This is a genomic window from Parasphingorhabdus sp. (genome assembly GCF_048269915.1).
In the GTDB taxonomy this organism is placed as follows: Bacteria; Pseudomonadota; Alphaproteobacteria; order Sphingomonadales; family Sphingomonadaceae; genus Parasphingorhabdus.
Genome location: NZ_JBLWTY010000001.1, coordinates 922,099 through 947,618, shown reverse-complemented (window position 1 = coordinate 947,618; position 25,520 = coordinate 922,099). Strand labels below are relative to the sequence as shown.

At 58.7% G+C, this 25,520-nt stretch carries 20 protein-coding genes; 12 read left to right on the top strand and 8 right to left on the bottom strand.

Going from position 1 to position 25,520, the window contains the following annotated elements; genetic code table 11:
• Positions 1–98: 98 nt before the first annotated feature.
• Genes ACN0WX_RS04460 through ACN0WX_RS04450 form a run of 3 tightly spaced genes read left to right on the top strand, consistent with a single transcriptional unit; the run spans position 99 to position 4,639 of the window.
• A complete protein-coding gene (locus ACN0WX_RS04460) occupies positions 99–2,447 on the top strand; it encodes a TonB-dependent receptor (RefSeq protein WP_417621068.1) in 2,349 nt (782 codons plus the stop codon).
• An 11-nt stretch (positions 2,448–2,458) separates the two neighbouring features.
• The gene (locus ACN0WX_RS04455) at positions 2,459–3,364 is read left to right on the top strand and encodes an alpha/beta fold hydrolase (RefSeq protein ID WP_417621067.1); all 906 of its coding nucleotides are present in this window, start codon (positions 2,459–2,461) and stop codon (positions 3,362–3,364) included.
• Positions 3,365–4,639 carry a spinster family MFS transporter gene (locus tag ACN0WX_RS04450; RefSeq protein WP_417621066.1) on the top strand — a complete coding sequence of 425 codons (1,275 nt, stop codon included), beginning with the start codon at positions 3,365–3,367 and terminating at the stop codon, positions 4,637–4,639. It begins immediately after the preceding gene.
• A gap of 50 nt (positions 4,640–4,689) precedes the next feature.
• On the opposite strand, the gene bla is transcribed toward ACN0WX_RS04450, so the two are convergent.
• The 6 genes from bla to ACN0WX_RS04420 form a co-directional block, all read right to left on the bottom strand.
• Positions 4,690–5,676, bottom strand: coding sequence for a subclass B3 metallo-beta-lactamase (gene bla / locus ACN0WX_RS04445; protein WP_417621065.1), 987 nt, complete (start codon positions 5,674–5,676; stop codon positions 4,690–4,692).
• A 114-nt stretch (positions 5,677–5,790) separates the two neighbouring features.
• Positions 5,791–6,855: an NAD(P)-dependent alcohol dehydrogenase gene (locus tag ACN0WX_RS04440; protein ID WP_417621064.1), complete on the bottom strand. Its 1,065-nt coding sequence runs from the start codon at positions 6,853–6,855 to the stop codon at positions 5,791–5,793.
• A gap of 187 nt (positions 6,856–7,042) precedes the next feature.
• Positions 7,043–7,597, bottom strand: a complete 555-nt coding sequence (locus ACN0WX_RS04435; protein WP_417621063.1) for a hypothetical protein — start codon at positions 7,595–7,597, stop codon at positions 7,043–7,045.
• Entirely contained in the window at positions 7,597–8,025 is a 429-nt protein-coding gene (locus ACN0WX_RS04430; RefSeq protein WP_417621062.1) for a hypothetical protein, read from the bottom strand. Before ACN0WX_RS04430 ends, ACN0WX_RS04435 begins: the two co-directional genes overlap by 1 nt.
• Positions 8,025–9,056, bottom strand: a complete 1,032-nt coding sequence (locus tag ACN0WX_RS04425) for a DUF6607 family protein (RefSeq protein ID WP_417621061.1) — start codon at positions 9,054–9,056, stop codon at positions 8,025–8,027. The genes ACN0WX_RS04430 and ACN0WX_RS04425 overlap by 1 nt, the downstream gene beginning before the upstream one ends.
• 21 nt (positions 9,057–9,077) lie before the next feature.
• Positions 9,078–11,324, bottom strand: coding sequence for a TonB-dependent hemoglobin/transferrin/lactoferrin family receptor (locus ACN0WX_RS04420; protein WP_417621060.1), 2,247 nt, complete (start codon positions 11,322–11,324; stop codon positions 9,078–9,080).
• A gap of 287 nt (positions 11,325–11,611) precedes the next feature.
• On the opposite strand from ACN0WX_RS04420, the gene ACN0WX_RS04415 reads away from it, so the two are divergent.
• The 4 genes from ACN0WX_RS04415 (at position 11,612) to ribH (ending at position 16,933) form a co-directional block, all read left to right on the top strand.
• The gene (locus ACN0WX_RS04415) at positions 11,612–13,795 is read left to right on the top strand and encodes an FdhF/YdeP family oxidoreductase (RefSeq protein ID WP_417621059.1); all 2,184 of its coding nucleotides are present in this window, start codon (positions 11,612–11,614) and stop codon (positions 13,793–13,795) included.
• A gap of 147 nt (positions 13,796–13,942) precedes the next feature.
• Positions 13,943–14,815 carry an alpha/beta fold hydrolase gene (locus tag ACN0WX_RS04410; RefSeq protein WP_417621058.1) on the top strand — a complete coding sequence of 291 codons (873 nt, stop codon included), beginning with the start codon at positions 13,943–13,945 and terminating at the stop codon, positions 14,813–14,815.
• 282 nt (positions 14,816–15,097) lie between these two features.
• Positions 15,098–16,414: a 3,4-dihydroxy-2-butanone-4-phosphate synthase gene (ribB, locus tag ACN0WX_RS04405; RefSeq protein ID WP_417621057.1), complete on the top strand. Its 1,317-nt coding sequence runs from the start codon at positions 15,098–15,100 to the stop codon at positions 16,412–16,414.
• Positions 16,415–16,510: 96 nt separating this feature from the next.
• Complete coding sequence (ribH, locus tag ACN0WX_RS04400) at positions 16,511–16,933, top strand: 6,7-dimethyl-8-ribityllumazine synthase (protein WP_417621056.1); 423 nt, start codon at positions 16,511–16,513, stop codon at positions 16,931–16,933.
• Between the two features lie 41 nt (positions 16,934–16,974).
• On the opposite strand, the gene ACN0WX_RS04395 is transcribed toward ribH, so the two are convergent.
• Together ACN0WX_RS04395 and ACN0WX_RS04390 are read right to left on the bottom strand one after the other, a co-directional pair.
• Positions 16,975–17,493 (bottom strand): hypothetical protein, encoded by a 519-nt coding sequence (locus ACN0WX_RS04395; protein ID WP_417621055.1) that lies wholly within the window; start codon positions 17,491–17,493, stop codon positions 16,975–16,977.
• Between the two features lie 236 nt (positions 17,494–17,729).
• Positions 17,730–18,296: a type 1 glutamine amidotransferase domain-containing protein gene (locus tag ACN0WX_RS04390; protein WP_417621054.1), complete on the bottom strand. Its 567-nt coding sequence runs from the start codon at positions 18,294–18,296 to the stop codon at positions 17,730–17,732.
• Positions 18,297–18,536: 240 nt separating this feature from the next.
• Between ACN0WX_RS04390 and ACN0WX_RS04385 the strand changes: the two genes are divergently transcribed.
• The 5 genes from ACN0WX_RS04385 to ACN0WX_RS04365 all read left to right on the top strand — a co-directional run bounded on the left by ACN0WX_RS04385 (position 18,537) and on the right by ACN0WX_RS04365 (position 25,495).
• Positions 18,537–19,031 carry a Dps family protein gene (locus ACN0WX_RS04385; RefSeq protein ID WP_417621053.1) on the top strand — a complete coding sequence of 165 codons (495 nt, stop codon included), beginning with the start codon at positions 18,537–18,539 and terminating at the stop codon, positions 19,029–19,031.
• A 40-nt stretch (positions 19,032–19,071) separates the two neighbouring features.
• On the top strand, positions 19,072–19,194 hold the full coding sequence (locus ACN0WX_RS04380; protein ID WP_417621052.1) for a hypothetical protein: 123 nt from the start codon (positions 19,072–19,074) through the stop codon (positions 19,192–19,194).
• A 227-nt stretch (positions 19,195–19,421) separates the two neighbouring features.
• The gene (locus ACN0WX_RS04375; protein ID WP_417621051.1) at positions 19,422–20,354 is read left to right on the top strand and encodes an ImuA family protein; all 933 of its coding nucleotides are present in this window, start codon (positions 19,422–19,424) and stop codon (positions 20,352–20,354) included.
• Complete coding sequence (locus ACN0WX_RS04370) at positions 20,290–21,876, top strand: Y-family DNA polymerase (protein WP_417621203.1); 1,587 nt, start codon at positions 20,290–20,292, stop codon at positions 21,874–21,876. The genes ACN0WX_RS04375 and ACN0WX_RS04370 overlap by 65 nt, the downstream gene beginning before the upstream one ends.
• 142 nt (positions 21,877–22,018) lie before the next feature.
• Entirely contained in the window at positions 22,019–25,495 is a 3,477-nt protein-coding gene (locus ACN0WX_RS04365; protein WP_417621050.1) for an error-prone DNA polymerase, read from the top strand.
• The last annotated feature ends 25 nt before the right edge of the window (positions 25,496–25,520 follow it).

Genomic DNA, 25,520 nt, shown 5'->3' with positions numbered 1-25,520 from the left:
CGGATAAGCAAATTTCTAAGTTGAATAATGATTCATATTTCAATATATGTCTCTCATCGACCCGGAATGACCGGGCATTTATTGCAGGAGAGGTTTCCATGAAATTCCATCACACCGTCAGTTATGCAGCCATTATTTCCGGTCTGGCAGCCGGATTGATCGCTCCGGTACAGGCGCAGGCGCAAACTTCCGAAGCAGCAGATCAGGGCGCGGAAGGCGACGTTATCGTGGTCACGGCCCGTCGCCGTGAAGAGCGGCTGGTCGACGTTCCTATTGCGATTACGGCTTATTCGGCCGAAAAACTGGAGCAGCAGGGTGCCGTCGATATCACCGATATCGGTCTGACGACCCCCAATACCACATTGGAATCATCGCGGGGAACCAACTCCACGCTTTCCGCTTTCATTCGCGGCATCGGCCAGCAGGACCCGGTTTCCGGCTTTGAACAGGGCGTCGGCATCTATCTGGATGACGTGTATCTCAACCGTCCGCAGGCAGCTGTGCTCGACATTTATGATGTCGAACGGATCGAAGTCTTGCGCGGTCCACAAGGCACGCTTTACGGACGTAACACCATCGGTGGCGCGGTCAAATATGTGACCAAGCGGCTGCCGCAGGATCCTTCCTTCAAGGCGCGGGCGACCTATGGCACCTATGATCAGGCGGAAGCAGTGATCACCGCCAGCATGCCGGTTTCCGACATTATCCGGGTCGGCGCATCGGGCGCGCGCCTTTCGCGCGGAGGCTTTGGCGACAATCTGACAAACGGTCTGGAAAATTATAACAAGGATATCTGGGCTGGACGCGGAACCGTCGAGCTGGGTGGTTATGGCGAACCGGTATTGATCCGCATCTCGGGCGACTACACCAAGGACAAAAGCAATCCACGGGGCGGCCACCGCCTGATCCCGGGTGCGGTATCGGGTGCACCGGTGCTGGACAATGTATTCGACACGCGCGGCGGACTTAATGATCCGGTACAGGACATCGAGGCTTATGGTCTGGCGATGAATATCACTGCCAATCTGAGCGATACCGTCACCCTGCGGTCGATCAGCGCCTGGCGCAAGGATGACACGGCGACCCCGATTGATTTCGATGCCTTGCCAGCGGTCGACCTCGACGTTCCCGGTTTTTACCGGAACGAACAGATCAGCCAGGAATTCCAGCTGCTTTATGAAGGCGACAAGATCAACGGCCTGGTGGGCTTCTATTATCTTGATGCCAAGGCTGACACGCTTTTTGATGTCCGGCTTTTCACAACCTTCGCGGGGCTCACCGCCTTTACCGAAGCTAATGTCGATACCGAGACCTATGCGGTCTTTGCCGATTTTACCTATGATTTCACCGAACAGCTGAGCCTCTCGGTTGGCGGGCGCTATACATGGGACGAGCGGTCGGCCAGCATCTTGCGGCAAAACTACCTCGGTGGGGGATCGCCGACATTTGGCGGTGCGGGCATTCCGTTCGGCGCACCCGGCACAGATTTTGAAGGCAGCGCCAGTTTCAAGAAATTTACGCCGCGCGCTTCGTTGAGCTTCAAGCCAACGCCTGACCACAATATCTATGCGAGCTTCTCTCAGGGCTTCAAGGGCGGCGGCTTCGATCCGCGCGGTGTCGGTGTCAATGCACCGACGACCAACGCCAGCGGCATCCCGAGCGACAGCGAAGTGGCCGCCTTCCTCAGTTTCGAACCGGAAGAGGTCGACAGCTATGAAATCGGCTATAAGGGAAGCCTGCTCGACGGTGCCCTTAATATTGCGCTCGCGGGCTTCTACACGGACTATAAAAACGTGCAGATCCCGGGTTCGGTCGCCTGTACTGTTGCTGGCCTGCCTTCCTTCTGCGGTGTGATCAATAACGCCGGCAAGGCCACCCTGAAGGGTATTGAGTTCGAAGCAAATGCCCGGCTTGGCGAAGACCTGTTGGCCAGTGGCGACCGGGTAAATCTCTCCGGTGCGCTTGGCTATATTGACGCGCAATATGACGAATATATCACCGATGTCGGTGGTGTACCGACAGATGTAGCGGAGTTCCGCTCCGTTCAGAATACGCCGGAATGGACCGCCAGCGGAACATTTGCCTATTCGACGCCGGTTGGAGACGGTGATCTCTATCTGGGCACAACCCTGTCCTATCGCAGCAAGACCAACCAGTTCGAAATAGCCAACCCCTATATCGATCAGAAGGGTTTCGCCCTTTGGGATGCCAATCTTGTCTATAATGCGCCGGACAAACGCTGGAGCATCGGTCTGCACGGAAAGAACCTGACCAACAAACGCTACAAGACTTCAGGCTATACATTTGTGGCCGCCGATCCAACAACCGGCGTGATTATACCGGGTGCCAATGGTCAGCCGGTCGGCACACTCGGCCCCGAAGGTACGCTGACCGCATTTTACGGCAATCCGCGTCAGGTCTTTGTCACAGCAGGGGTCCGGTTCTAGGGCGCGAAGCTATGGCCGAACAGAAACGGCAGGCGGATCCGGCAATAGCCATTCCGCCTGCCTATCGAGACTATATCTACCGCAGCGCCGACGACCGGCTGGACCTTTATGCGCGCATCTATGATGCCGAGGGTCCGCCGCTGCTGCTGATGCACGGGCTCACCCGCAACAGCGCCGATTTTGAAGGGCTCGTCTCGCATCTGGCGGGGAGATACCAGTTGATTGTCCCCGACCAGCGCGGTCGCGGCCGGTCGCAATATGATCCCGAACCGGCAAATTATACACCCGCCAGCTATGTCATGGACATGTTTGCGCTGATCGATGGCTTGCAGCTCGACAAGCTGGGCCTGATCGGTACGTCGATGGGCGGGCTGATGGCAATGATGATGACGGCTATGGCACCCGAGCGGTTTGACCGGCTGATATTGAATGACATCGGACCGGCAGTGGAAGCCGCCGGCCTCAAGCGGATACAAAGCTATGTCGGCCCGCTCGACCCGTTTGACAGCTGGCAGCAGGCGGCGGATCATTGCGCAGCCGTGCATGGCGATGCGATGGTCGATTATGACGCGCAGGACTGGATGGGTTTCGCTCGCCGCACCGGCCAGGAAATGCCGGACGGCAAGATCCGCTTTGCCTATGACCCGGCAATTGCCGATGGCCTGTCGGGCAGCGAACAGACCATCGTACCGCCCGATCTCTGGCCGATCTGGGACACGCTCGCGGACATCCCGACGCTGGTCATAAGAGGCGCGTTGTCAGACATACTCGCGCCCGCTACCATCGCGGAAATGAAACGCCGTCATCCAGAGCAGTTCAGCAGCGTGGAAATCGCGTTGCGCGGTCATGCACCGATGCTCGACGAACCCGAAGCCATATCCGCCATCGACCGGTTTCTTGGCGATACCGGACAATAGATGGCGGATCATCAGGCCATGAAAACCCGGACAACATCGCCCAATATCGCGCTGTTCATGCTGCTGCTCGTCTATATTTTCAATTTCGTCGACCGCCAGATCCTCGCAATACTGGCCGGCCCGATCCAGGCCGATCTCGGGCTGAGCGACACCCAGATGGGGTTGCTCGGCGGCATTGCCTTTGCCTTGCTCTATTCAACGCTTGCCGTGCCGCTGGCCTGGCTGGCGGACAAGACAAGCCGGAGCTGGGTGATCACCATTTCGCTGGCCATCTGGAGCGGCTTTACCGCGCTGACCGGCATGGCACAGGGTTTCTGGTCGATTTTCCTGATGCGGCTGGGCGTCGGCATCGGTGAAGCGGGCGGTGTCGCACCCTCCTATGCGCTGATTTCCGACCATTTCCCGAGCGAAAAACGCGCCCGGGCGCTATCCATCTATTCGCTCGGCATCCCACTGGGGTCGGCCACCGGGGTGATCGCGGGGGGCTATATTGCGGCCACGGTCGACTGGCGCCTGGCCTTTCTGGTCGTCGGGCTTTCGGGCTTGCTGATCGCGCCCTTCTTCAAATATTTCGTACGCGACCGGGTGAAACAGCCAGCACCGGCCAATCACGTCGCTATGCCCATCCGCTTCACCACCACCGTGGGCATATTGGCGCGGAAGCGCGCCTTCTGGCTGCTCGCTTTCGGCGCCGCGTCCAGTTCGATGCTGGGCTATGGCATCGCCTTCTGGCTGCCCAGCCTGTTGCAGCGCAGCTTTGGCCTGAGCCTGATCGAGACATCCTTGTTCTTCGGTGCCATACTCTTGATCGGCGGCGTCGCCGGCGTGCTCGGCGGCGGCATGATCGGTGACTGGCTGGGACGCAAGAACAAGGGCGCCTACGGGCTGGTTCCGGCGGCGGCCTTCTTGCTTGCCGTGCCGTTGTTCGCAGCGGGAATCATGAGCAACTCCGCCACACTCGCCTTCATCCTGTTCCTGATTCCGCAGGCACTGGCCTATTTCTGGCTCGGACCGGTCCTGTCCGCGGTCCAGCATCTGGTCACCGCCGAGACCCGCGCCACCGCATCGGCCCTGTTCCTGCTGATCAACAATCTGATTGGCATCGGCGGCGGGATATTCTTCCTCGGCGCCCTGTCCGACATACTTACCCCGATATACGGCGAAGACGGGCTGCGCTACTCGATGCTCTACTCGCTGGCCTTCTATCTCATTGCAGCGGCGCTGATGGCGTTCGCCGCTAGGCCGTTGCGCGCCGAATGGGTCGCCGACGACTGATCAGCCAGAGCCAAGGCTGCCAGCGCCATAGGCGCAAAACAGTTGCGCCGTTACGGCTCCATGATCGCGTTATATTTCAATGTCTGTTTCTGCAGCGCCGCTTCAAAGGCCTTTTCCAGCCGGGCCATCATCGCCGGAAAACCTTCACGGTCAACAAAGGCCAGCGGATCGCCCGCTTGCTGACGCGCGCGCTTTTCCATCAGTCCGGAAAATTCCGGATGGTTGGTCAGGAAGATATCCGGTTTCCAGTCTTTGGTCATCGCGAAGGTCTTGCGATAATCCGCAACAATCCCCTCATATTGGGGCGGTCCGATCAAGCGGTTGGCAGCGACGGTGGCGGAGCAGAACATCAGCGCCTCATAGCTTTTGCCATCCTGCAGGACCGGCATCGTCCAGGTGGTACAGCCGCGGCTGTGACCGGGCGTGATATGCGCGGTCAGCGTGACTTTGCCCAGCGTCACCGTTTCGCCGTCCGCAATGGTTCGGTCGACCTTGACCGGCGGGGCATTCATCGCACTGTCGTCCTCGGAACCGAGATAGAAGCCGCCTTCCAGCGCGGAACGATCGCCTTCGCTGGCAATCAGTTGCGCCCCAGTCATCCTCTTTAATTCCGCCAGACCGCCGCTATGGTCAAGATGGGCGTGGCTGTTGAGCAGGATTTTCACGTCCGCCGGATCAAAGCCCAGCCGACGGATTGCATCGGCGACATATTGGCCCTGCCCCGGCATGCCGCCGTCAATCACGATATGGCCCGCGTCGGTGGGGATAAAATATATCGCAAGCCCCTCGGTCCCGACATAATATATACCGTTCTTGCCGGAGCCGATGACCCGGAACGGCGCAACCGCAGCATACCAAGTGGGGAAGCTCTGCTGCCAGTCAAATTGTGCCGGAATCTCGTCATCGACCAGATTGGAGATCGTATCGAGGGGCTGGGTATCCGCCGTTTCCGGTTCAGCCGGAGCGGGCGCCATATCCTGCGTTACCGGCGCACAAGCCGCCAGCGATCCCGCCATCATTCCCGCAATCCAGCGCATATCTTTCTCCTCCGTTACATCACTTGCTAAGCGCTGCATGATGAATGCACAATGCCACTATTAAGGACAACGGCGCTATCTGCACCGGATTTTGATCAAGGGCGTGATGCAGGACTAGGGCTGGACAGCAATCTTCAATACGCCGTCGCGCTGGTTTGCAAACAGCTCATAGGCGGCCTCGATATCATCCAGCGCGAAATGATGGGTGACCAGCCCGCTGGCATCGACCCGGCCGGAACCGATCACATCCATCAGCCTGCGCATCCGTTCCTTGCCGCCGGGGCACAGGGTCGTGACAATCTTGTTGTCGCCCAGACCTGCTGAAAAAGCATCCAGCGGCAACGTCAGATCCTCGGAATAGACGCCCAGCGACGACAGGGTTCCGCCGGGCCGCAAGACCCGCAGGGCACCTTCGAACGTCTCCGACTTGCCCAGCGCCTCGATCGAGACATCAACGCCGCGGCCACCGGTAATCCGCATGATCTCGTCGACCGGATCAACCTTGCTGAAATCAACAATATGATCCGCCCCCATGCTGCGCGCCATGGCCATGCGCTCTGGAATGGATTCGACCGCGATGATGGTTGTCGCACCCATCATCTTCGCGCCCGCCGTCGCGCACAGACCAATCGGCCCCTGAGCGAAGACAGCGACCGTATCGCCGATCCGGATCTTGCCGGATTCGGCGCCGCTGAAACCGGTCGACAGGATATCGGGACACATCAGGACCTGCTCATCGGTCAAGCCGTCGGGCACGGGGGCGAGATTGGCCATTGCATCGGGAACCCTCAGATATTCCGCCTGCGCGCCGTCGATCGTATTGCCGAAACGCCAGCCGCCCATGGCCTTCCAGCCATGCCCTGCATGACCGCCGCATTGCGAATGAAAGCCGCACATCGAGGCATAGGAAGTCCCGGTCGGCGTGATTGCGCCGGCAATCACCCGCTGGCCTTCGCTGAATCCTTCGACAGAGGAACCAAGCTTCTCGATGATTCCAACTGGTTCGTGGCCGATGGTCAGACCGCTTTCGACCGGATATTCCCCCTTCAATATGTGGATATCCGTTCCGCAAATGGTGGTGGTCGTAATCCGGATCAGCGCATCGAGAGGCCCGATATCGGGAATCGGTTTTTCCCCCAATATGATTCTGCCGGGCTCGATGAAAATTGCCGCTTTCATATGATTGTCCATCGGGGAAAGACTCCATTGCCATTTGAGAATAGGCCCCGAAATTACGGCAAAGGCACAAAGGCGTCTCTACGCAAATCCGCGTAGTTGCCGTTCCTTCAAATCTGCGATTCGAGAATATCTGTCGGAGCCACCCCGTTATCCGGACCGGATGATGATCGGGATTTCGCGATGTGGATCAGGCGACGAAACCAAGTATCCCGAAGGCCGCTGTTCCCAGCACCAGAGAGATGATCGTTTTGCGGCGGTAGGCCCTGGCCATCAAACCCACAACCAGACCGCCGACGATGACGAGAAACAGCGCAATTCCTGAGACAAGCTGATAGGTCTTGAACAGCGCCGGGCCATGGCCCTTGTGCAATTCCATCATCGCATATTGCAAACCGGGCTTGTGCAGCGATGCCTGCAGCCCGTCGGGCGTCACGTTGATCCGCGCGAAGGTGCGCGACGTCGGCCGGGTCGTCATTTTGCCATCGCGGCTGCGGACGCTCTCGATATCGAGATGGATATTCCGGGCGGAAAGAATTGTGGCAATATCCTGCTTGAGCGTCGGGCTGTCTGGATCAAGCTGCGTGTCAGCCGGCAATTCAATGGCAATATCCTCGATCGACGGATTGACGCCAGCAAGTTTCAGTGCACCGGTTATGCCGACCATCAAAAAAGACGGTGCCAAAAAGGCCGCGAGAAACAGATGAACCAATATCAACAGGTTCCTGGTTTTAACCTTGTTCACTACAGGATTCCTCGGCGTATAAATCGGGCAGCAAATTTCGCGAAACCAAGCTGCAGTTTTTGTCTGTCAGATCGACCAATCATCTCGCCCATCAGTCCATGAAAATGCTCTGGTTCATTTTGTACCGTCGCAGTGGTCAGATCGAGCACCAGCATTTCATCATAGCTGACACTGGCACAGCACGGACGGTGCACCATCAACGGTTCCGGCCAGCAATCGCTCATCATTTCGATGATATGGGCGAAATGGCGGGCCGCTTTCTCATCGCCCAGTTGTTTGGCCAAATAGGGCTTTGGATCGAGCCTTTTCCGCCGTGCCAGAACGGCAATCCGCATCGCCACAATGATCCGCATTTGCGCAGCAGGCATAGCCGAAAGATTTGGGGTAACGGCCAGCGACTGCACAAATGCGGATATCGGCTGTCCCATCAATATTCTGCTGAGGCAGGCGTTGTCTGGGACGCGCTTTTTGCGGACCGCTTGCTGGTAGCATCTTGAATAAGGGACCGCGCTTCCCTGACCGCAGCAGCTTCCGATGTTTTGCCATCGGAAATCTCTGTCCCCATTTCCAAAAGCCGCGCGCTGATCACCGTGCCTGTTTGCGCTTCTTCTTGGACGGTCACGCCGCCGTTCCGGACGATAGCGGCATCCCATTCGTCGCGGACCTCTTTCCAATAGCCCTCGGTTTTACTCCAATAATCATCCGCAGCACTGACCCTATAGCCATCATATTTTTTATAGGTGTTGAGCACCGATTCCTGGACATAAGGCAGCGCCTTGCCATCGACCGTTTTCATCTTTGTATTATCCTGCCAGTGAATCCAGCCGCCGGGCATCGGTTGGTGGCGATTGATCGCCTGATAATGATCATAGACCGGATTGCGCACGGCGTCCCGGCGCGCCAGCGGCCGGGCGGTCCAGTTGCTGGTCCAGTTACGGATACCATTGACCGTCTTCCATTGTCCCAGGCCGCCGTAGCGGGGGCTGTCGTCGACTTGCCAGACCGTCTGGGACCATCTGCCATGGCGCTGCGACGCCGGGACATCTTCGTTCACCCATTTTCCGGCTTCTGCATAGACCAGCAGCTGGGCCGGCTCATACATCCAGTCCTGGCGCCAGTGCTTGATGACAAATGTCTCGCCTTCATGCTCGACCACCAGAAGATGCTGCAGGATGATCTCCCGGCCCGTGTCCTTGATGACGCGCACGCTTTCATGGCCACCAGAGATTTTGGCCTTGATCGGTATATAATCATCACGCCATGATGTGGTTTCCGCCATATCAAACCGGACTTTATAATCGCCGGCCATCGCCAATATATCGGCGCGGTCCTGTTCGAAGGAAGCCGGTATTTCGGCGGGTGCGATCGGCTGCTGATCGCCACTGGCCAGTGCCGGTGATGTGGCCATTGCCAATGCGAACAGGGCTGCACCCAGTCGGGTTTTCAATTTCATGATCATCGTCGTTTCTCCCCCGTGCGACTAGAATGAGATGCTGAGTGAAATGCTGGCGTTACGGCCCGGCTGGGTGAATGCGTCGGTGATATCCGACGTTGCCGCCAACCCCCGGACGTCGCTCCACAGCGAATATTTCTTGTCGGCAATGTTGAATATTCCCGCCCGGATTTTCGCGTTTTCGGTGATCCGGACAAAGGCAGTTGCATCGATAATCACTGACTCATCAGGACGGAAGCAGACGGCAGAGCAAACTCCGACAGTCTCATTGGCTTCCTTCTGCGCATTATAGCTCAGGATGACTTCGCCGCCGAACGCTCCTGTCGGTTCGCTATAGCCGAGCCCCAGGATCGCGTTGATCGGATCGATCGTGGAAAGCGATGCCGGGGGACTGTTCGGCGAATTTACCGTCCCGTCGGCAAAGGCAATGGCGAAGCGTGCCCGAAAGCCGCTTTCTGCTTCATAGCTCGCCTTGGCTTCCACGCCTTTGACGGTCACATCATCGAGATTGACGAACTGATATATGGCCGGATCACCGGGGGTGAAGCTGCCGGACACCTGTTCCTGACTGATGAAGTCGGAATAATCCGCGGTAAACGCCGTCAGGGTCAGGCTGACAGCGTCGGTGGCGTAGCGAATGCCCGCCTCGAAGCTGTCGCTGGTTTCCGGGCCGAGGTCCGGATTGGCCAGGGAGGAATAGCCATAGGCCAGATTTTCAAAGAAATTATTGACCTGACTGGGAGTCGGCGCGCGGAAACCGCGCGCATAGTTGGCGAACAGCCGGACATCCCCGAATTTGGCAACGGCTCCCAATTTGGGGGACAGTTTCGAACCATCCTGCGCGCTGGGCGTGAAGGCCGGCAGCAAGGGATCATTGGTCGGATTCAGGTCGTAAAAATCATAGCGCAGCGCCGGATAGAGGGTGAATATACCGTCGCCAAATTCGATCGCGTCTCCCAGATAGACGCCGCCAAGCGTGAAGTCCGTCTTCGGGAAAGCGCGCGTCGGGAAAACTTCCCCGAACGGAGGTTCTGTCCCGTCGCGCAATCCGTCCTGCTCGGTCTTGCTGATATCGCCGCCAAATGTGAGCGTGTGATTGACCGAGCCAGTCGTGAATGTTGACCGGAAATCGGCAACCGCGCCGATGACTTGATTGTCGAACGTGTTCAGTCGTTCCCGATCCGGACGCGGGGTTGCCCCAATGGGCGTGCGTTCTTCCAGGGCAAATTGCCGGTCCTTGCCGTCCTGCCAATAAGCCGCGAGATGGGCATAATCGATAAAGCCGGAACCCTCTTCACCGGCATCATAGGTATAATCGATCGATACCCGGCTGCGTTTTGTTTCATCCTGCGCGGTCAGATTGTCGACGATCCAGCTAGGGGTTGGACCGAACAGAAACACGGGCCCGCGCCCCGATAATATGTCGGAGGACAGTTCGCGTTCGAGATATTCGCCGGTCAGACGCACTTTGTGGGAGCCGTTGCTCCAGACCAGCTTGCCGAGAAACGCATTGGACGCGCCATCCTGCGGATTGGGCGTCGTGCGGGTTGCATCTTCTGTGTCGATTGTGCCCTTGTTATCAAGCTCTTCGAAATCACGGCGCGAATAAGCCGCCATCGCCGAGAAGTCGCCCGTCCGTCCGGCAAGCGCCACGGTTTCGGAAAATTCCTGATCAGCCGAGCTATATTGCGCGCGGGCAAAACCGCCGATGCTATTGCCGTCGCTGATAAAGTCTGCGGGATCGGCGGTGATGAAACTGACCGCACCGGACAGGCCGTCGCTGCCATAAAGCGCCGAAGCCGGACCGCGCAAAATCTCGACCGACTTGATCAGGCCGACATCGGTTGCATTGCCGCGCCCGACTTCCTGCGCGCCAAAACTATAACCCTGTGGCGACCGGATGCCATCAACCTGGATCAGCACACGATTGCCGCCAATGCCGCGAATATTGAAATCTTCATTCCCGGCCCGGCCCGTCGTGCCAAGCGCCGCGCCAAAGCGGGCCGGAGCCCGACGAACCGAGACACCGGGTTCAAAGCGTACGATATCGCGCACATCGGTCGCCAGTTCATCGGCAATTTGTTCCTGATCAATCACCGTAACCGTGGCGGGGGCATCGGCCACCTCCACCGGTGCCCGGGTGGCGGTGACAGTGATAATATTTTCATCAAAACCGGATCCGGCATCATCAGCCGCGTTCGCCGCCTGGGAATAGCCCAACGCTAGAAGACTGCAGCTGAAGGCCATGCTCCGTCGACGGAAGTTCGATTTCATGGATGTTTCCCTGTATTTATTGATAATGCGAATGATTCTCATTCTTAAGTAGAGAGCATGATGGGTTGCTGTCAAATGCTAATTGGCGGCTGAATGAGAATCGCTGTTCACCACGAACTTGTCGGCCAGCGAAAGCACCGAATTACCTGCGGCGGATATCAGCAATAATATTGCGCAATTGCAGGTATTTTTTGTGTTTTTCCTCGTGCTGGCATATTGGCCGTAGGCGATCGGCAATTGGCAATTGATGGTTTCGCAAAACACATGATGGGAATTGGGGTGGAGCAATGGTGAACCCGGTCGTCGGTGGTGGCCCCAAGAAGGTCCTGTACACGCTGAATACGGTCCGGCGCATCGGACTTACCAAAGCGGCGAAGGCCTTGCGCGCGCGAAATGCATGCAAGGCGTGCGGGCTTGGCATGGGCGGTCAAATGGGCGGCATGACCAATGAAATTGGTGAATTTCCATCCATATGCAACAAGAGTGTTCAGGCGCAATCAACCGACATTCAGCCCGCCATTCCCGATGAGATTTTTGCCCATAGCCTTGCCGAACTTGATGAACTGTCCGCTCGGGAAATCGAACAGCTCGGTCGCCTTGCCAATCCGATTTTCAAAGCGGAGGATTCCGGCAAATTCGAGATAGTCAGCTGGGATTTCGCGCTCACCCGGATGACCGAACGCCTGAAAGAAACGGAACCTGATCGCAGTTTTTTCTATAGTTCCGGGCGATCATCCAACGAGGCAGGCTTTCTATTCCAGCTGCTGGCACGCGCCTATGGAACCAATAATGTCACCAACTGCTCCTATTATTGCCACCAGGCAACTTCGGTGGCGATGGAATCGACGATCGGAACCGGTACCGCAACCGTAGAACTTTCCGATCTCAAGAAAAGCGATCTGGTGTTTGTCATCGGTGCCAATCCGTCTTCCAATCACCCGCGGTTCATCCACCTGCTGAAATCGGTACGCGATCGCGGCGGGCATGTCATCATCATCAACCCGGCCAGGGAACCGGGCCTGGTTAAATTTGCCGTGCCGAAGAGCCCGAAATCCATGATCAAAGGCGGCGATGAAATCGCATCGCTTTACCTGCAGCCCCGCATCGGCACGGATGTCACCCTGTTGAAAGGAATCGCAAAATCGGTGGTCGAACAGGGCCTGATGAACCGCGAATTCATCGACCAATATACCGAAAATAGCGATGACTTTCTCTCCGATCTGGCCGGAATATCATGGCCGGAAATTGAAGATGATTGCGGTGTCCCGAAAGCAGAACTTGCTGAAGTGGCACGCCTTTGCGGCGATGCCGAAGCAGCCGTATTTTCCTGGGGCATGGGCATGACCCACCATGTTCATGGCGTCGAGAATATCGAATATATTTCCAATCTGGCGCTATTGTGCGGGATGATCGGCCGCCCCGGTGCGGGCCTGCTTCCGTTGCGCGGGCACAGCAATGTGCAAGGCATTGGCACGATCGGCGTAAAACCGGTTTTGGCGCAGGAGATCGTCGCGCAAATTGAAGCAAAAATGGGCGTAAAATTTCCAGATCGCAAAGGCCTGGATACGCTTGCCACTATCGAGGCTGCGGCATCGGGAGATATTGATGCTGCGGTGATCATGGGCGGCAATCTCTTTGCCGCAACCCCCAACAGCAAGTGCGCCGCCAAGGCGATGGAAAATATCGGGTTCAAGATGTTCCTGACGACGACGTTGAACAAGGGCCATCTGGCCGGTGCCAGGGGCGGTGAAACATTGATATTGCCGGTTACGGCGAGAGATGAAGAATGGCAGCCCACGACCCAGGAATCGATGTTCAATTTCGTGCGCATGAGTGACGGGGGCATCAAACGTCACGACAATGTCCGGCCGGAGGTCGCGATCCTGGCGGAGCTCGGACAACGTTTGCTGCCGGATTGCCCGATCAATTTTGCCGCCTTTGGGAGCCACAATAGGATCAGGGAGGCGATAGCGGAAACGATTCCGGGCATGGAAGAACTGAAATCCATCGCTATCGCCAAAACGGAATTTCATGTCCGCAACCGGATCCTGCACAGTCCGGTTTTTCGCACCGCAACCGGCAAGGCCCGTTTTGCCGTGCATCCAACCCTTCCGAAAGCGAAACAGAGCGGCAATTGGCCCTTCACACTGGCGACGATAAGAAGCGAGGGCCAGTTCAACAGCATTATCTACGAAGAGAAAGACAGCTATCGCCAGACGTCCACGCGCTGGTGCGTGCTGATGAATCCGTCGGATATTGACGCGCTTGACCTTGGCGACGGAGACAAGGTGACACTAGAATCGGAACAGGGCGAAATGCGCGGACTGACCGTCTATCCCTTCGATGTCCCGACGGGCAATGTGATGGCTTATTATCCGGAAGCAAATATTTTGACATCAAACAGGGTTGACCCTCGCAGCAAGACGCCCTCTTTCAAATCCATAGCGGTGAAGATTTCACGAGAAAACTGAAGGTGTGCAGCAGGATTGCCGGCATGAATCGAGCAAGACGCGGTTCGGGCGGGAAGCGGATATTTGCCGCATCATCCAATCCCTTGTCCAACCAGACCAGTCCCTATAGAGACTGGCTCAATCTTCCCACCTCCGAACGGAAACCCAATGACCCTGATCGGCCCCGCCTCGCACAGCTATTTCTCCCAGCGGCTCAAACTGCATTATGCCGACTGGGGCAATGAGGACAAGCCGCCGCTGATCCTGCTCCATGGCGGCCGGGACCATTGCCGCAACTGGGACTGGACGGCGCAGGCGTTGCGCGAGGACTGGCATATCATCTGTCCCGACGTCCGCGGCCATGGCGACAGCCAGTGGAGCACCGATGGCAATTATGCGATCATGCCGATGGTCATCGATCTCGCCCAGCTGATCCACCAGCTTGATCTGTCCCCGGTCACTATTGTCGCGCACAGCATGGGCGGCAATATCGCTCTGCGCTATACCGGGCTCTATCCTGACACGGTGCGCAAGCTGGTGGCGATCGAAGGGCTGGGAGCAAGCCCCGAGATGCTCGCCGAAAGGGACAAGATCGGCGAGATACAGCGTGTGCGCAACAGCATCGAGGAAAAGCGCAGATCTGCCGGCCGGCAGGTGAAACGCTATCCCACTTTTGACGACGCGTTAAAACGGATGCAGGAAGCCAACCAGCATCTCTCCGACGAACAGGCCCGCCACCTGACCACCCACGCGGTGATCCGCAACGAGGATGGCAGCTATAGCTGGAAGTTCGATCCCTATGTCCAGCACTGGGACAGCATTGACCTGTCACAAGATGCGATCCACGAGCTGTGGGGCAACATCACTTGTCCGACCCAGCTCCATTATGGCGCCGACAGCTGGGCGAGCAATCCGGAGAAAGACGGCCGGATGCAATATTTCGGCGACAATGCGACGGTGAAGGAATTTGCCGAGGCCGGCCACTGGCTGCACCATGACCAGTTTGACCTGTTTATCGAGACGCTCAGGGAGTTTTTATAGATTAATGGTCACCAGCGCGTGCGCCGTAAAAGGCTGTCCTGCCTATCGTCATCCCGGCTAAATTGGCAGAAAACTGCACCAAATCGAAGAATGATTGCAGCAATCTCCAAACGATGACCGATGCGGTGAGGCCGTGGCTTTTCAAGCCCATATCCCGGCGCATATTGCCAAGTTTGAAATAATATTTCGGGGAGAATGTGAAATTCAATGTGACATTCCCTCTAGACGGATCACATTTCAGTGTGATAGGCGATTCCCAATATCACATTGAGAGGCCAGTCCATGAGCAAAATCCTGATCGCGCAATTGATCGAACTGATTGAATCGGGTGAGGAAACGCGCGCGGGACTGGCGCGGGCCGCTGGCCTGCACGCCAACAGCCTGCGGCGGCTGGGTGACGAGGACTGGAATCCCACGGCGGAAACGCTTGGCAAGCTTGAGACCTATCTGGCCCGTGGCGGCAGCGGAGTCATGGCGACGGCGGAAGAAATCATCAACGAGGCGCGCAACGGACGGATGTATATTCTCGTCGACGACGAGGACCGTGAAAATGAAGGCGACCTCATCATCCCGGCGCAAATGGCAACGCCCGATGCGATCAACTTCATGGCGAAATATGGTCGCGGCCTGATCTGTCTGGCACTGACTCGGGGCCGGGTCGAGGAACTGGGCCTCGACATGATGAGCCAGAACAACCGCACCGCGCATGAAACCGCCTTCACCATTTCGATCGAGGCGCGCGACGGTGTCACCACCGGGATTAGCGCCGCCGACCGCGCGCGCACCGTGGCGGTGGCGATCGACCGGACCAAGGGCAAGGAAGAAATTGTCACCCCCGGCCATGTCTTCCCGCTGCAGGCACGCAATGGCGGCGTGCTCGTCCGCGCCGGCCATACCGAAGCGGCGGTCGATGTCTCACGGCTTGCGGGTCTCAATCCATCCGGTGTGATCTGCGAGATCATGAAGGATGATGGCGAGATGGCGCGGCTCGACGACCTGATCGAATTTGCCCAGCATCATGGCATGAAAATCGGCACGATCCGCGATCTGATCGCCTATCGTCTGCGCCACGACCATCTCACCGAACGCCGGGTAGAAGCCCGGTTCACCAGCCGCTGGGGCGGCGAATGGAAGGCCATCACCTTCTACAATATGGCGACCGAGAGCGAGCAGATTGTTGTCCAGAAAGGCCATGTCGACCCCGACAAGCCGACGCTCGTGCGGATGCATGCCACCTCCATCTTCCCCGACCTGTTTGCGCAAAATACCGGTCGCCTCAATGTGATCGAGCAGTCGATGAAGATCATCGGCGAAGAAGGTTCTGGTATCATCGTATTCATCAACCCGCGTGTGCCCGACTTTTTCTCACAGCAGGTCCGCAGCCTGGCGGAAGACAAACCGCCGCCGATGGACCAGTTGCGCGACTATGGCGTCGGCGCGCAAATTCTCAGCGAACTGGGTGTTCATGATATGGAACTGCTGACCAATAGCAGCCATGACCTGGTCGGGCTGGACGCTTACGGGTTGCGGATCGTTGGACAGCGCGCAGTGCCCACCGGCGAGAGCACGGAAAAAGGCAAGGCGCTGGAGAACACTTGATCGCCTCGGCATCCTGAATCTATTTCAGGAGATTCATCGACATATCCACCAGATCCTGAAACCGGTTCAGGATGATGCATTTGAAAGAAATATAAAATGGCAAAATTCCTAATCGTCGAAGCGCGTTTTTATGACCATCTCAACGACATGCTGATCGAAGGGGCCACCGATGCACTGAAGGCAGCGGGTCACGAGCATGAAGTGATCACGATACCCGGCGCGCTGGAAATTCCCGGCGCCATCTCGCTTGCGATCGACAGCGATCAATATGACGGCTTTATCGCAATTGGCGTGGTCATCCGCGGTGAAACCTATCATTTCGAGATTGTTGCCGGCGAAAGCGCGCGCGGCATCATGGCACTGACCATGGATGGCGCCGCAATCGGTAACGGCATTATCACTGTCGAGAACGAGGAACAGGCGCTGGCGCGGGCTGACAAGAGCCGCAAGAACAAGGGCGGCGAGGCAGCCCAGGCCGCGATTGCAATGTATGAATTGGGTCTGAAATTCAGCGACTAGCAGCGGCAGGCCTGCTGGCCCGCCGCCACTGAAGCGAGAATTTATTGCGTACCGGCAAGGGCCGCTTTAAATTGTTCTTCGGTCATCGTGATCGACACTCCGTCAGCCTTGGCCATGAAGGCAGCGACAGGCAGCTTCACCGGCTGACCGTTATGTTCGACAGTCACATAGTCGGCATCGCTTTCCTGAATGGTACCAATGACCGCAGCGCCGGTTACGGTTTTGACTTCGGTGCCAGGCGTCAGGCTGGCCAGCAATTGGGCCTGTGCATCGGCGGCCGCCTTTTCTATGGCAGCGTCAAGATCAGCCTTTGTCATCATGATCGACAGGCCATTTTCCGCTTTCGCAAAGGCATTGGTTGCGAGCGCGGCCTTGTTCTTGCCGGTATCCACAACCACGGCACCGTCGCTTACCGAATCAACGGTGCCGACATCACCGCCGTTGGGCCCATAGACTTTCATGCCAACCTTCGCTTCAACGGTGGGGGCAGCGTCTTGCGCCAAGGCTGGTGAGGCAGCCAGAAGCGCCGCGCCGGTCATGAGGGTCAGAAAATTTTTCATCTTTTACTCCTTAAATTTACAAGAACGGCGACAAATCACCAAAACGCTCTCGCTAAAAAACGGGGGCTGGCATTGTCAGGGCGGTTGAGGCGAGTGGACGCATGGATAGGATAAAATGTTGTTCTGACACGAACAGCGCCGCCAGCATCAGCAAATCCTGACCTTTCGGGATATCGCCGAGGAAAAGGCCGACCCCGGGGGGAGGGAGCCAGCCTCTTTTGTCAGAGCCCTCGTGATCAGGCTGCTTTTTGCATTCGTTTGTGGATGCCTTCTTTGACCTCCTCGATAATCTTGGCGCTGAACGCATCGAGATCACCGGGATGGCGCGATGTAATCAGACCGTTGTCGACCACCACTTCGCTATCTTCAAACCGGGCACCGGCGTTGATCAAATCTGTCTTGATCGACTTATAGCCGGTGACATTGCGGTCCTGCACCAAATCCGCCTCAATCAGCAACCAGGGCGCATGACAAATTGCCGCAATCGGTTTGCCGGCGTCGAAAAAGGCCTTCACAAAATCGACCGCCTTGTCTTCTGCGCGCAAGATGTCGGGGTTCATTTGCCCGCCGGGCAGAACCAGCGCGTCAAAATCGCTTTCGCTGGCATTGTCCACGATCATGTCGACGCCGATGCTTTCGCCCCAGTCCTTCTGGTCCCAGCTTTTGATTGATCCGGATTCCAGCGATATGATGGTGACTTTCGCGCCCGCTTCCATCAGCTGTTTTCTGGGTTCAAAAAGCTCCGATTTTTCAAAACCGTTGGTCGCGAGAATAGCTATTTTTGCGTTTGAAATATTCGTCATTTCCGACTTCCTTTCATTTAAGTTTCTACCCAGTCAACGCAGCCGGGCGCGGATCGGTTCCGAAAAAATGGAGGATTTCCGGCCCTTTCCTTCTGTGCCGGTTCACTGATGGTCGATGGAATCAATCTCGTTGGTTCACGAAAATCAATACGGAACCAAATGACAATCGACGCGTAATTGGGACAGGTATCGCGCTCCGCCAGTTCGTCGAGCGCACCACAAAAGAAGGAAGACCAAATCATGACGACAACGATTAAATCTGCAGAGCTTCGCGAAATGAAAAGCGACATTAAAAAAACCGACCGCGCCAAAATGGCCGAGAAGCTTGGCGACGCCTTGGCCTCGACCTATGTGCTCTATCAAAAGACCCAATCGGTCCACTGGAACGTCACCGGTCCCTTGTTCGTCAGCGTCCACAAGCTGACCGAAGCCCAATATGAAGACCTCGCCGCCTCGATCGATACTATTGCCGAACGAATCCGGGCCCTGGGCGCGAAAACACCGGTCGGCCTTTCGACCTATGTCAAAAATAGCGTGATCGACGATCAGGTCGACTGGGGCGATGCCAAAGCCATGCTCAAGCAGCTGACGGAAGATAATCTCGCGGTCGCAGACCAGATGCGCGAATTTGTCAAAACCGCCGAGGATGCGGATGATGTTTTCACCGCAGATCTGCTGACGGCGCGGATTGGTGCCCTGGAAGAAGCGTCTTGGATGCTCTCGGCCAACTTGTAAGCCGTCCCGGATCAAACCAGAAAAATAACAGGAAAATCCCATGACTCAATTGAACAAAACCAACGCCCGGCAGGGCTTCACCACTCGCTATATGCCCCTGGTGCTCGGCCTTTCGACGATATTGGCAGCGATCGCGCTAGCCGCAGTAGCGGGCCTGTTCTGAACCTATTTTAAAATTTACCAGGTGCCCCTTGCCGCTCCTGCCTTGAGCAGGGGCGGCCTTTTTTTGGCTATCGCCCTTCAGCTTTTGCCGTAATCGCTGCCCGTAATCCGTGGACCGCAGGCGCAGCCAGCATCGCACCGGACCCGGATGCGATATGCAAAATCCAACTCTGTCAAATCACAAGTCTGCTTGACCCGGTTCCGTTCTTCGCTAGTCTAGAACAAACCATGAACAATAATGATTCGGATTCGGGACGGGCTTTCGGGCCTTTACCGGCCAACCCCTCTTCTGTGCCCGGTTTGCCACCGGCGAAACCTTCTGTCTTGCGGGCGCGGCTCGCGAAGATATTGGCAGCATCTGGTACACGGACAGCCGCTGACGACGACGCACCGTCGTACTTCACCCTGGGCGTGGAACGAATTGATGCGGCTCTGCGCGGCAATGCCGGGGCCGATGGCCTGCCCCGCGCGGCTTTACATGAGCTGCATGCGGCAAGCCGGGACGACCGGACCAGCGCTGCGGCCATGGCATTGCTGCTGGCGCACAGGAGCCGGCTGCCGGACAAGGGAGAAGAACGGCCCATATTGTGGATCAGCGAAAGCGGCGAGACCCGGCGGCAGGGTCGGCTCTATCCACCGGGACTGGCGGAGCTGGGGCTGGACCCGTCTGCCATGGTCCATGTCGATGCACCGGACAGCATCGCGGTGCTGCGCGCGGCGGCCGACGGCATGCGCTCTTTGGCAATGGCGGCGGTGATTGTCGAACTGGCGGGGAAGAAACCCCGGGGCCTCGACCTGACCGCGACCAGACGGCTTTCTCTTTCGGCGCAAAAATCGGGCGTGCTCGGCCTGATCCTGCGCTCCGGCAGCGATGCGGAAAACCCCCTGCCGACATCAGCCTTCAGCCGCTGGCAGGTGGCCGCCGCGCCGTCCCTCGCGCTGGAGGCCAATGCTCCGGGCCATAGCGCCTTTGATATCAATCTGCTGCGCCATCGCAGCGGTCTTTACGGGCTCAGCGCCCGACTGGAGTGGAACCGTGACGATCAGCTTTTCCGCGAGCAGCAGAGCGGCCAACCGGACAAAAGGCGCGCGCCGCATGCTGGCGCTGGTCCTGCCCTGGCTGCCGTCCGAGCGGATCATCAGGGCACACGGGCCGCCTGACCATCCCTTTGCGCTGATCGCAAAAATTCGCGGCGCAATGGTGATCATGGCGGCCGACCGGCAGGCGGTAGCGCTAGGGCTGGGGCCGGGCATGAAGCTCGCCGATGCACGGGCGCGGGTGCCGGACCTGCGCGCCTTTGACCATGATCCGCTGGCCGACGCGGCACTGCTGTCACGGCTGGCCGAGGCCTGCGAACGTTACACGCCGATGGTGGCGGTCAAGCCGCCTTGTGCGCTGATTCTCGATATCACGGGCGCAGCGCATTTTTTCGCCAGCGAGACCGCGCTGGCGCAGGATGCCGAGGACCGGCTGGATGCAGCGGGCCATGGCACCTGCTGGGCCCTCGCCGGAACCGCCGACGGGGCGCTGGCGCTGGCCCGGCATGGCCTGAAGGAAGGGGCAGAGGCCCAGTTGCCGGTGAGCGCACTGGATATGGACGCGAAAATCCATCAGGCGCTGGAACGGGCCGGGCTTTATCATATCGGCGATCTGGCCGAACGCCCGCGCGCCAATCTGGCAGCGCGGTTCGGGATGGAGCTTACCTTGCGGCTCGACCGGATATTGGGCGCCGAGGACCGGCCGATCGATCCGCTGCGCCGGCTGGGCAATGTGGTGACCGAGCGTCGCTTTGCCGAGCCTTTGACCCATATTGATGCCGCCCTCGCCTGCCTGTCGGAACTGTTTGCCGAAGCGTCCGAACGGCTCAACGAGCGCGGTCAGGGCGCGCGGATGATCCGGATGATGCTGTTCCGCTGCGATGGCGATGTCGCGCGGCTCGGTCTGGAGACCGGCGCGCCGACCCGCGATGGCGCGCTGTTCCGGCGGCTGCTGCGCGAACGGATCGAGGCGCTCAATGATCCGCTGAATCCCGGCTTCGGCTATGACCTGATCCGGCTGAGCATCGTCGCGGCAGAACCGCTGGCACCGCAACAATTAAGGCTCGAGGGCGGCGAGGACCGGCAGGGCGACGAAGTCGCTCTGCTCAGCCAGCTCAGCACAAGGCTGGGCCGCGACCGGGTGCAGAAATTTGCCCCCGCCGACAGCCATATCCCCGAACAGGGCCTGCTCGCCCTGCCCGCGCTTGGTTTTGATGCGGCACCAGCCCGCTCCCCCTCCCGACCACCCAACAGGGTACAGTCGCACTGGGTGGTCGGGAGGGGGAGCGGGCCGGCACCGTTCGCGAGCGTGAGCGAGCAAGAAAGCAACCCCCCATTGCGCCCGCTGCACATGTTCGATCCGCCGCAGCGGGTGCAGGTGATCGCCGAGGTCCCCGACGGCCCGCCGCATCGCTTCACCTGGCGGCGCAAGGCCCATCAGGTGATCCGCTACGAAGGACCGGAGCGGATCACCTCGGAATGGTGGCAGCGCACCGACGGGCAGCAACCCGGCAAGGGCGGCCTGACCCGCGACTATTACCGCGTCGAGGATGCCCGCGGGCGGCGCTACTGGCTGTTCCGCCACGGGCTGTATGGCGAGGAGAAGGTGAACCCGGACTGGTATGTGCACGGGCTGTTTGCTTGATGGAGAATATCTGTTGCCTTAAATCCGTTCGCCTCGAGCCCTTCGACAGGCTCAGGATAAACTTCGGCAGTTCCTGCCGAAGTCGAGAGGCCGTTAGGGGTGTCTCGACTTCGCTCGACACGAACGGACGCGTCTCCTCGCAATGACGATATTCGCCGAACTTTGCGCTTCCACCCATTACAGCTTTCTGCGCGGCGCCTCCTCCCCCGCCGATATGGTGATGCAGGCAATGGCGCTGGGCATGACCGGGATCGGGATTGCCGACCGCAACAGCGTCGCCGGGGTCGTGCGGGCGCATGCGGCGCTGCGCCGGACCCGCGAGGATGCGGCGGAAGAAGGGCTGGTGCTGCCGGACCTCAAGCTGATCGTCGGATCGCGGCTGGTCTTTGCCGATGATACGCCGGAGGTGATTGTCTACCCCCGCAACCGGCGCGGCTGGGGCCGACTGACACGGTTGCTCTCGACCGGGAATTTGCGGGCGGAAAAGGGGGAATGTTTTTTATATGCGGCGGATCTGCTGGAGTGGTGCAGCGCGGATTGGGCTTTGATTATATTAGCCCCTCCCCTTCAGGGGAGGGGTTGGGGTGGGGCCTGTCCCCACTCGCAAAATTCAGAAGCGGGCATCGAGCCAGCTTCCTCATATCCCACCCCTTCCCCCTCCCTTGAAAGGGAGGGGCTTATTAACGAACTCCACTCTCTCACCCCCCATATCTGGCTCGGTGCGACCATGCCGCGCTCGGGTCCCGACAAGCGCCATCTGGAGAAACTGCACGGCCTGTCCCAAACAACCGGCCTCCCCCTTCTCGCCACCAATGACCCGCTCTATGCGACGCCGCAGCAGCGGCCGCTCCACGACATATTGACCTGCATTGCCGAGAAGACCACGATCGCCAAGGCGGGCCGGCTGCTCGCCGCCAATGCCGAACGATTTCTCAAACCCCCGGCAGAAATGGCGCGCCTGTTTCGCGATTATCCAGAAGCCATCGCGGAGACACAGAAGTTGCTCGACCTGGTCGCTTTCACGCTCGATGAGCTGAGCTATCATTATCCCGACGAACCGGTACCCGAAGGCTGGACCCCGCAGGACTGGCTCGAACATCTGACCTGGTCCGCCGCCCATGCCCGGCATGGTGCAAGTCTTCCCGAACGGTTGCGCGCAAAGGTCGGAGAGGAACTGCGGCTGATCGCCAAAATGGACTATGCGCCCTATTTTCTGACCGTCCACGATATCGTCAAATTTGCCCAGGATCAGGAGATACTCTGTCAGGGCCGCGGATCGGCAGCGAATAGCGCGGTCTGTTATCTGCTCGGCATCACCTCGGCCGATCCGATGAAACATGACCTGCTCTTCTCGCGCTTCATTTCCGAGGAACGCCGCGAACCACCGGATATCGACGTCGATTTCGAGCATGAACGGCGCGAGGAGGTGATCCAGTATATTTACGAGCGCTATGGCCGCCACCGCGCCGGGATTGCCGCAACAGTCGTCCATTACCGCTCGCGCAGCGCTATCCGCGAGGTCGGCAAGGCGCTCGGCCTGTCGGAGGATATTACCAGCCGCCTCTCCAGTACCGTCTGGGGCAGCCATGGAGGCAAGGCGCCCGACCAGCGTTTTGCCGAGACCGGCCTTGATCCGGACAATCCGGAAATCCGGCGGCTGGGCGATCTGGTTCAGCAGATTCTGCAATTTCCTCGCCACCTGTCGCAGCATGTCGGCGGTTTCGTGCTGACTCAGGACCGGCTCGACGAGACCGTGCCGATCCACAATGCCGCGATGGACGACCGCACGTTCATCGAGTGGGACAAGGATGATATTGATGCGCTCGGCCTGATGAAGGTCGATATTTTGGCGCTCGGCATGCTCACCTGCATCCGCAAGGCGTTTGACATCATGCGCGACATCGGAGCCGGGGACCATGATCTGCAGAATATCCCGCACGAGGACCCGGCGACCTATGACATGCTGTGCAAGGGTGACAGTATCGGCGTGTTCCAGGTCGAGAGCCGGGCCCAGATCAACATGCTGCCGCGGCTGAAACCGCGGGTCTTTTACGATCTGGTGATCCAGGTGGCGATTGTCCGGCCCGGGCCGATCGAGGGGGAAATGGTGCATCCCTATTTGCGGCGGCGCAGCGGCGTGGAGAAGGTCACTCTGCCCTCGCCCGCGCCGCAACATGATCCGGATGAACTGAAATCGGTACTCGGCCGGACCTTTGGCGTGCCACTGTTTCAGGAACAGGCGATGAAGCTGGCAATTGTCGCCGCCAATTTCTCCTCTGGCGATGCCAACAAGCTGCGCCGGGCAATGGCGACCTTTCGCAATGTCGGCACGATCCATCATTTCGAGGCGAAGATGATCGAAGGCATGGTCGCCAAAGGTTATGAACGGGATTTTGCCGAGCGCTGCTACAAGCAGATCCAGGGCTTTGGCAGCTATGGCTTTCCGGAAAGCCATGCAATCAGCTTTGCCCGGCTGGTCTATGTGTCGAGCTGGATCAAATGCCATCATCCGGCGGTCTTCGCGGCGGCTTTGCTCAACTCGCAGCCGATGGGCTTTTATGCGCCTGCGCAGATTGTTCGCGATGCTCGCGAGCACGGGGTGATGGTGCAGGAGCCGGATGTGAACCATAGTGGCTGGGATAACGGGTTGGAGAGAAACTCTCCCCTCCCGCTTGCGGGAGGGGTCGGGGGTGGGCCCGAAATGCCAGATAATCCTACCCCTAGCCCCTCCCGCAAGCGGGAGGGGGACATCTCCCTCCGCATCGGTTTCCGCCAGATCGACGGTTTCCGCGAAGCATGGGCCGAACAGATCATCGCCAAGCGCCCGTTCCGCAATGTCGAGGAACTGGCCCGCAAGGCCAAGCTCCCGGCCCGCGCCCTGCGCCTGCTCGCCGATGCCGATGCCTGCCGGTCGCTGGGCCTCGACCGGCGGCAGGCGCTATGGGAAGTCCGCCGCACCCCGGTCAACACGCTGCCCTTGTTCGAAGCCGCGCAGGCCAGGGAGCTGGGCGAGGAACAGGAGGTACATCTGCCCGCGATGAGCAAAGGCGAGCATGTCGTTGCCGACTATCAGAGTGTGCGGCTGTCGCTGAAAGGCCATCCGATGGAATTTCTGCGCGAGCGGTTCCGCGCCATGGGGGTGCTCAGCTGCGCAGAAATTGCGCGGGCCAAAAATGGATCACAGGCCAAGGTCGCCGGCGTCGTCCTGATCCGCCAGCGGCCCGGCAAGGGCAATGCGGTGTTCATCACGCTGGAGGATGAAAGCGGGATATCCAACCTGCTGCTCTGGGCCAGCCGGTTCGAGAAAATGCGCCGTCCGGTGATGGCCGCCCGGCTGATGCTCGCCACCGGAGAGGTCCAGCGGAGCGCCGAGGGCGTGACCCATTTGATGACCAGCCGGGTCGAGGATTATACCTTCATGCTCGACGAGATAACCGCCCGCGACCGGCCCGACATGCCGATGGCCCGCGCCGACGAGGTCAACCGGCCGGTCTATCGCAACGAGGACCGGCAAGCGGCGCGTTCAGCGCGCGATGTCACCCGGCCGCGGCCCGCCTATCCGCGCCATGGTCATCCGCGCAATGTCCGGATATTGCCGAAGTCGCGGGATTTTCACTGACTCTTGTCGATCCTCAACCCCTGTG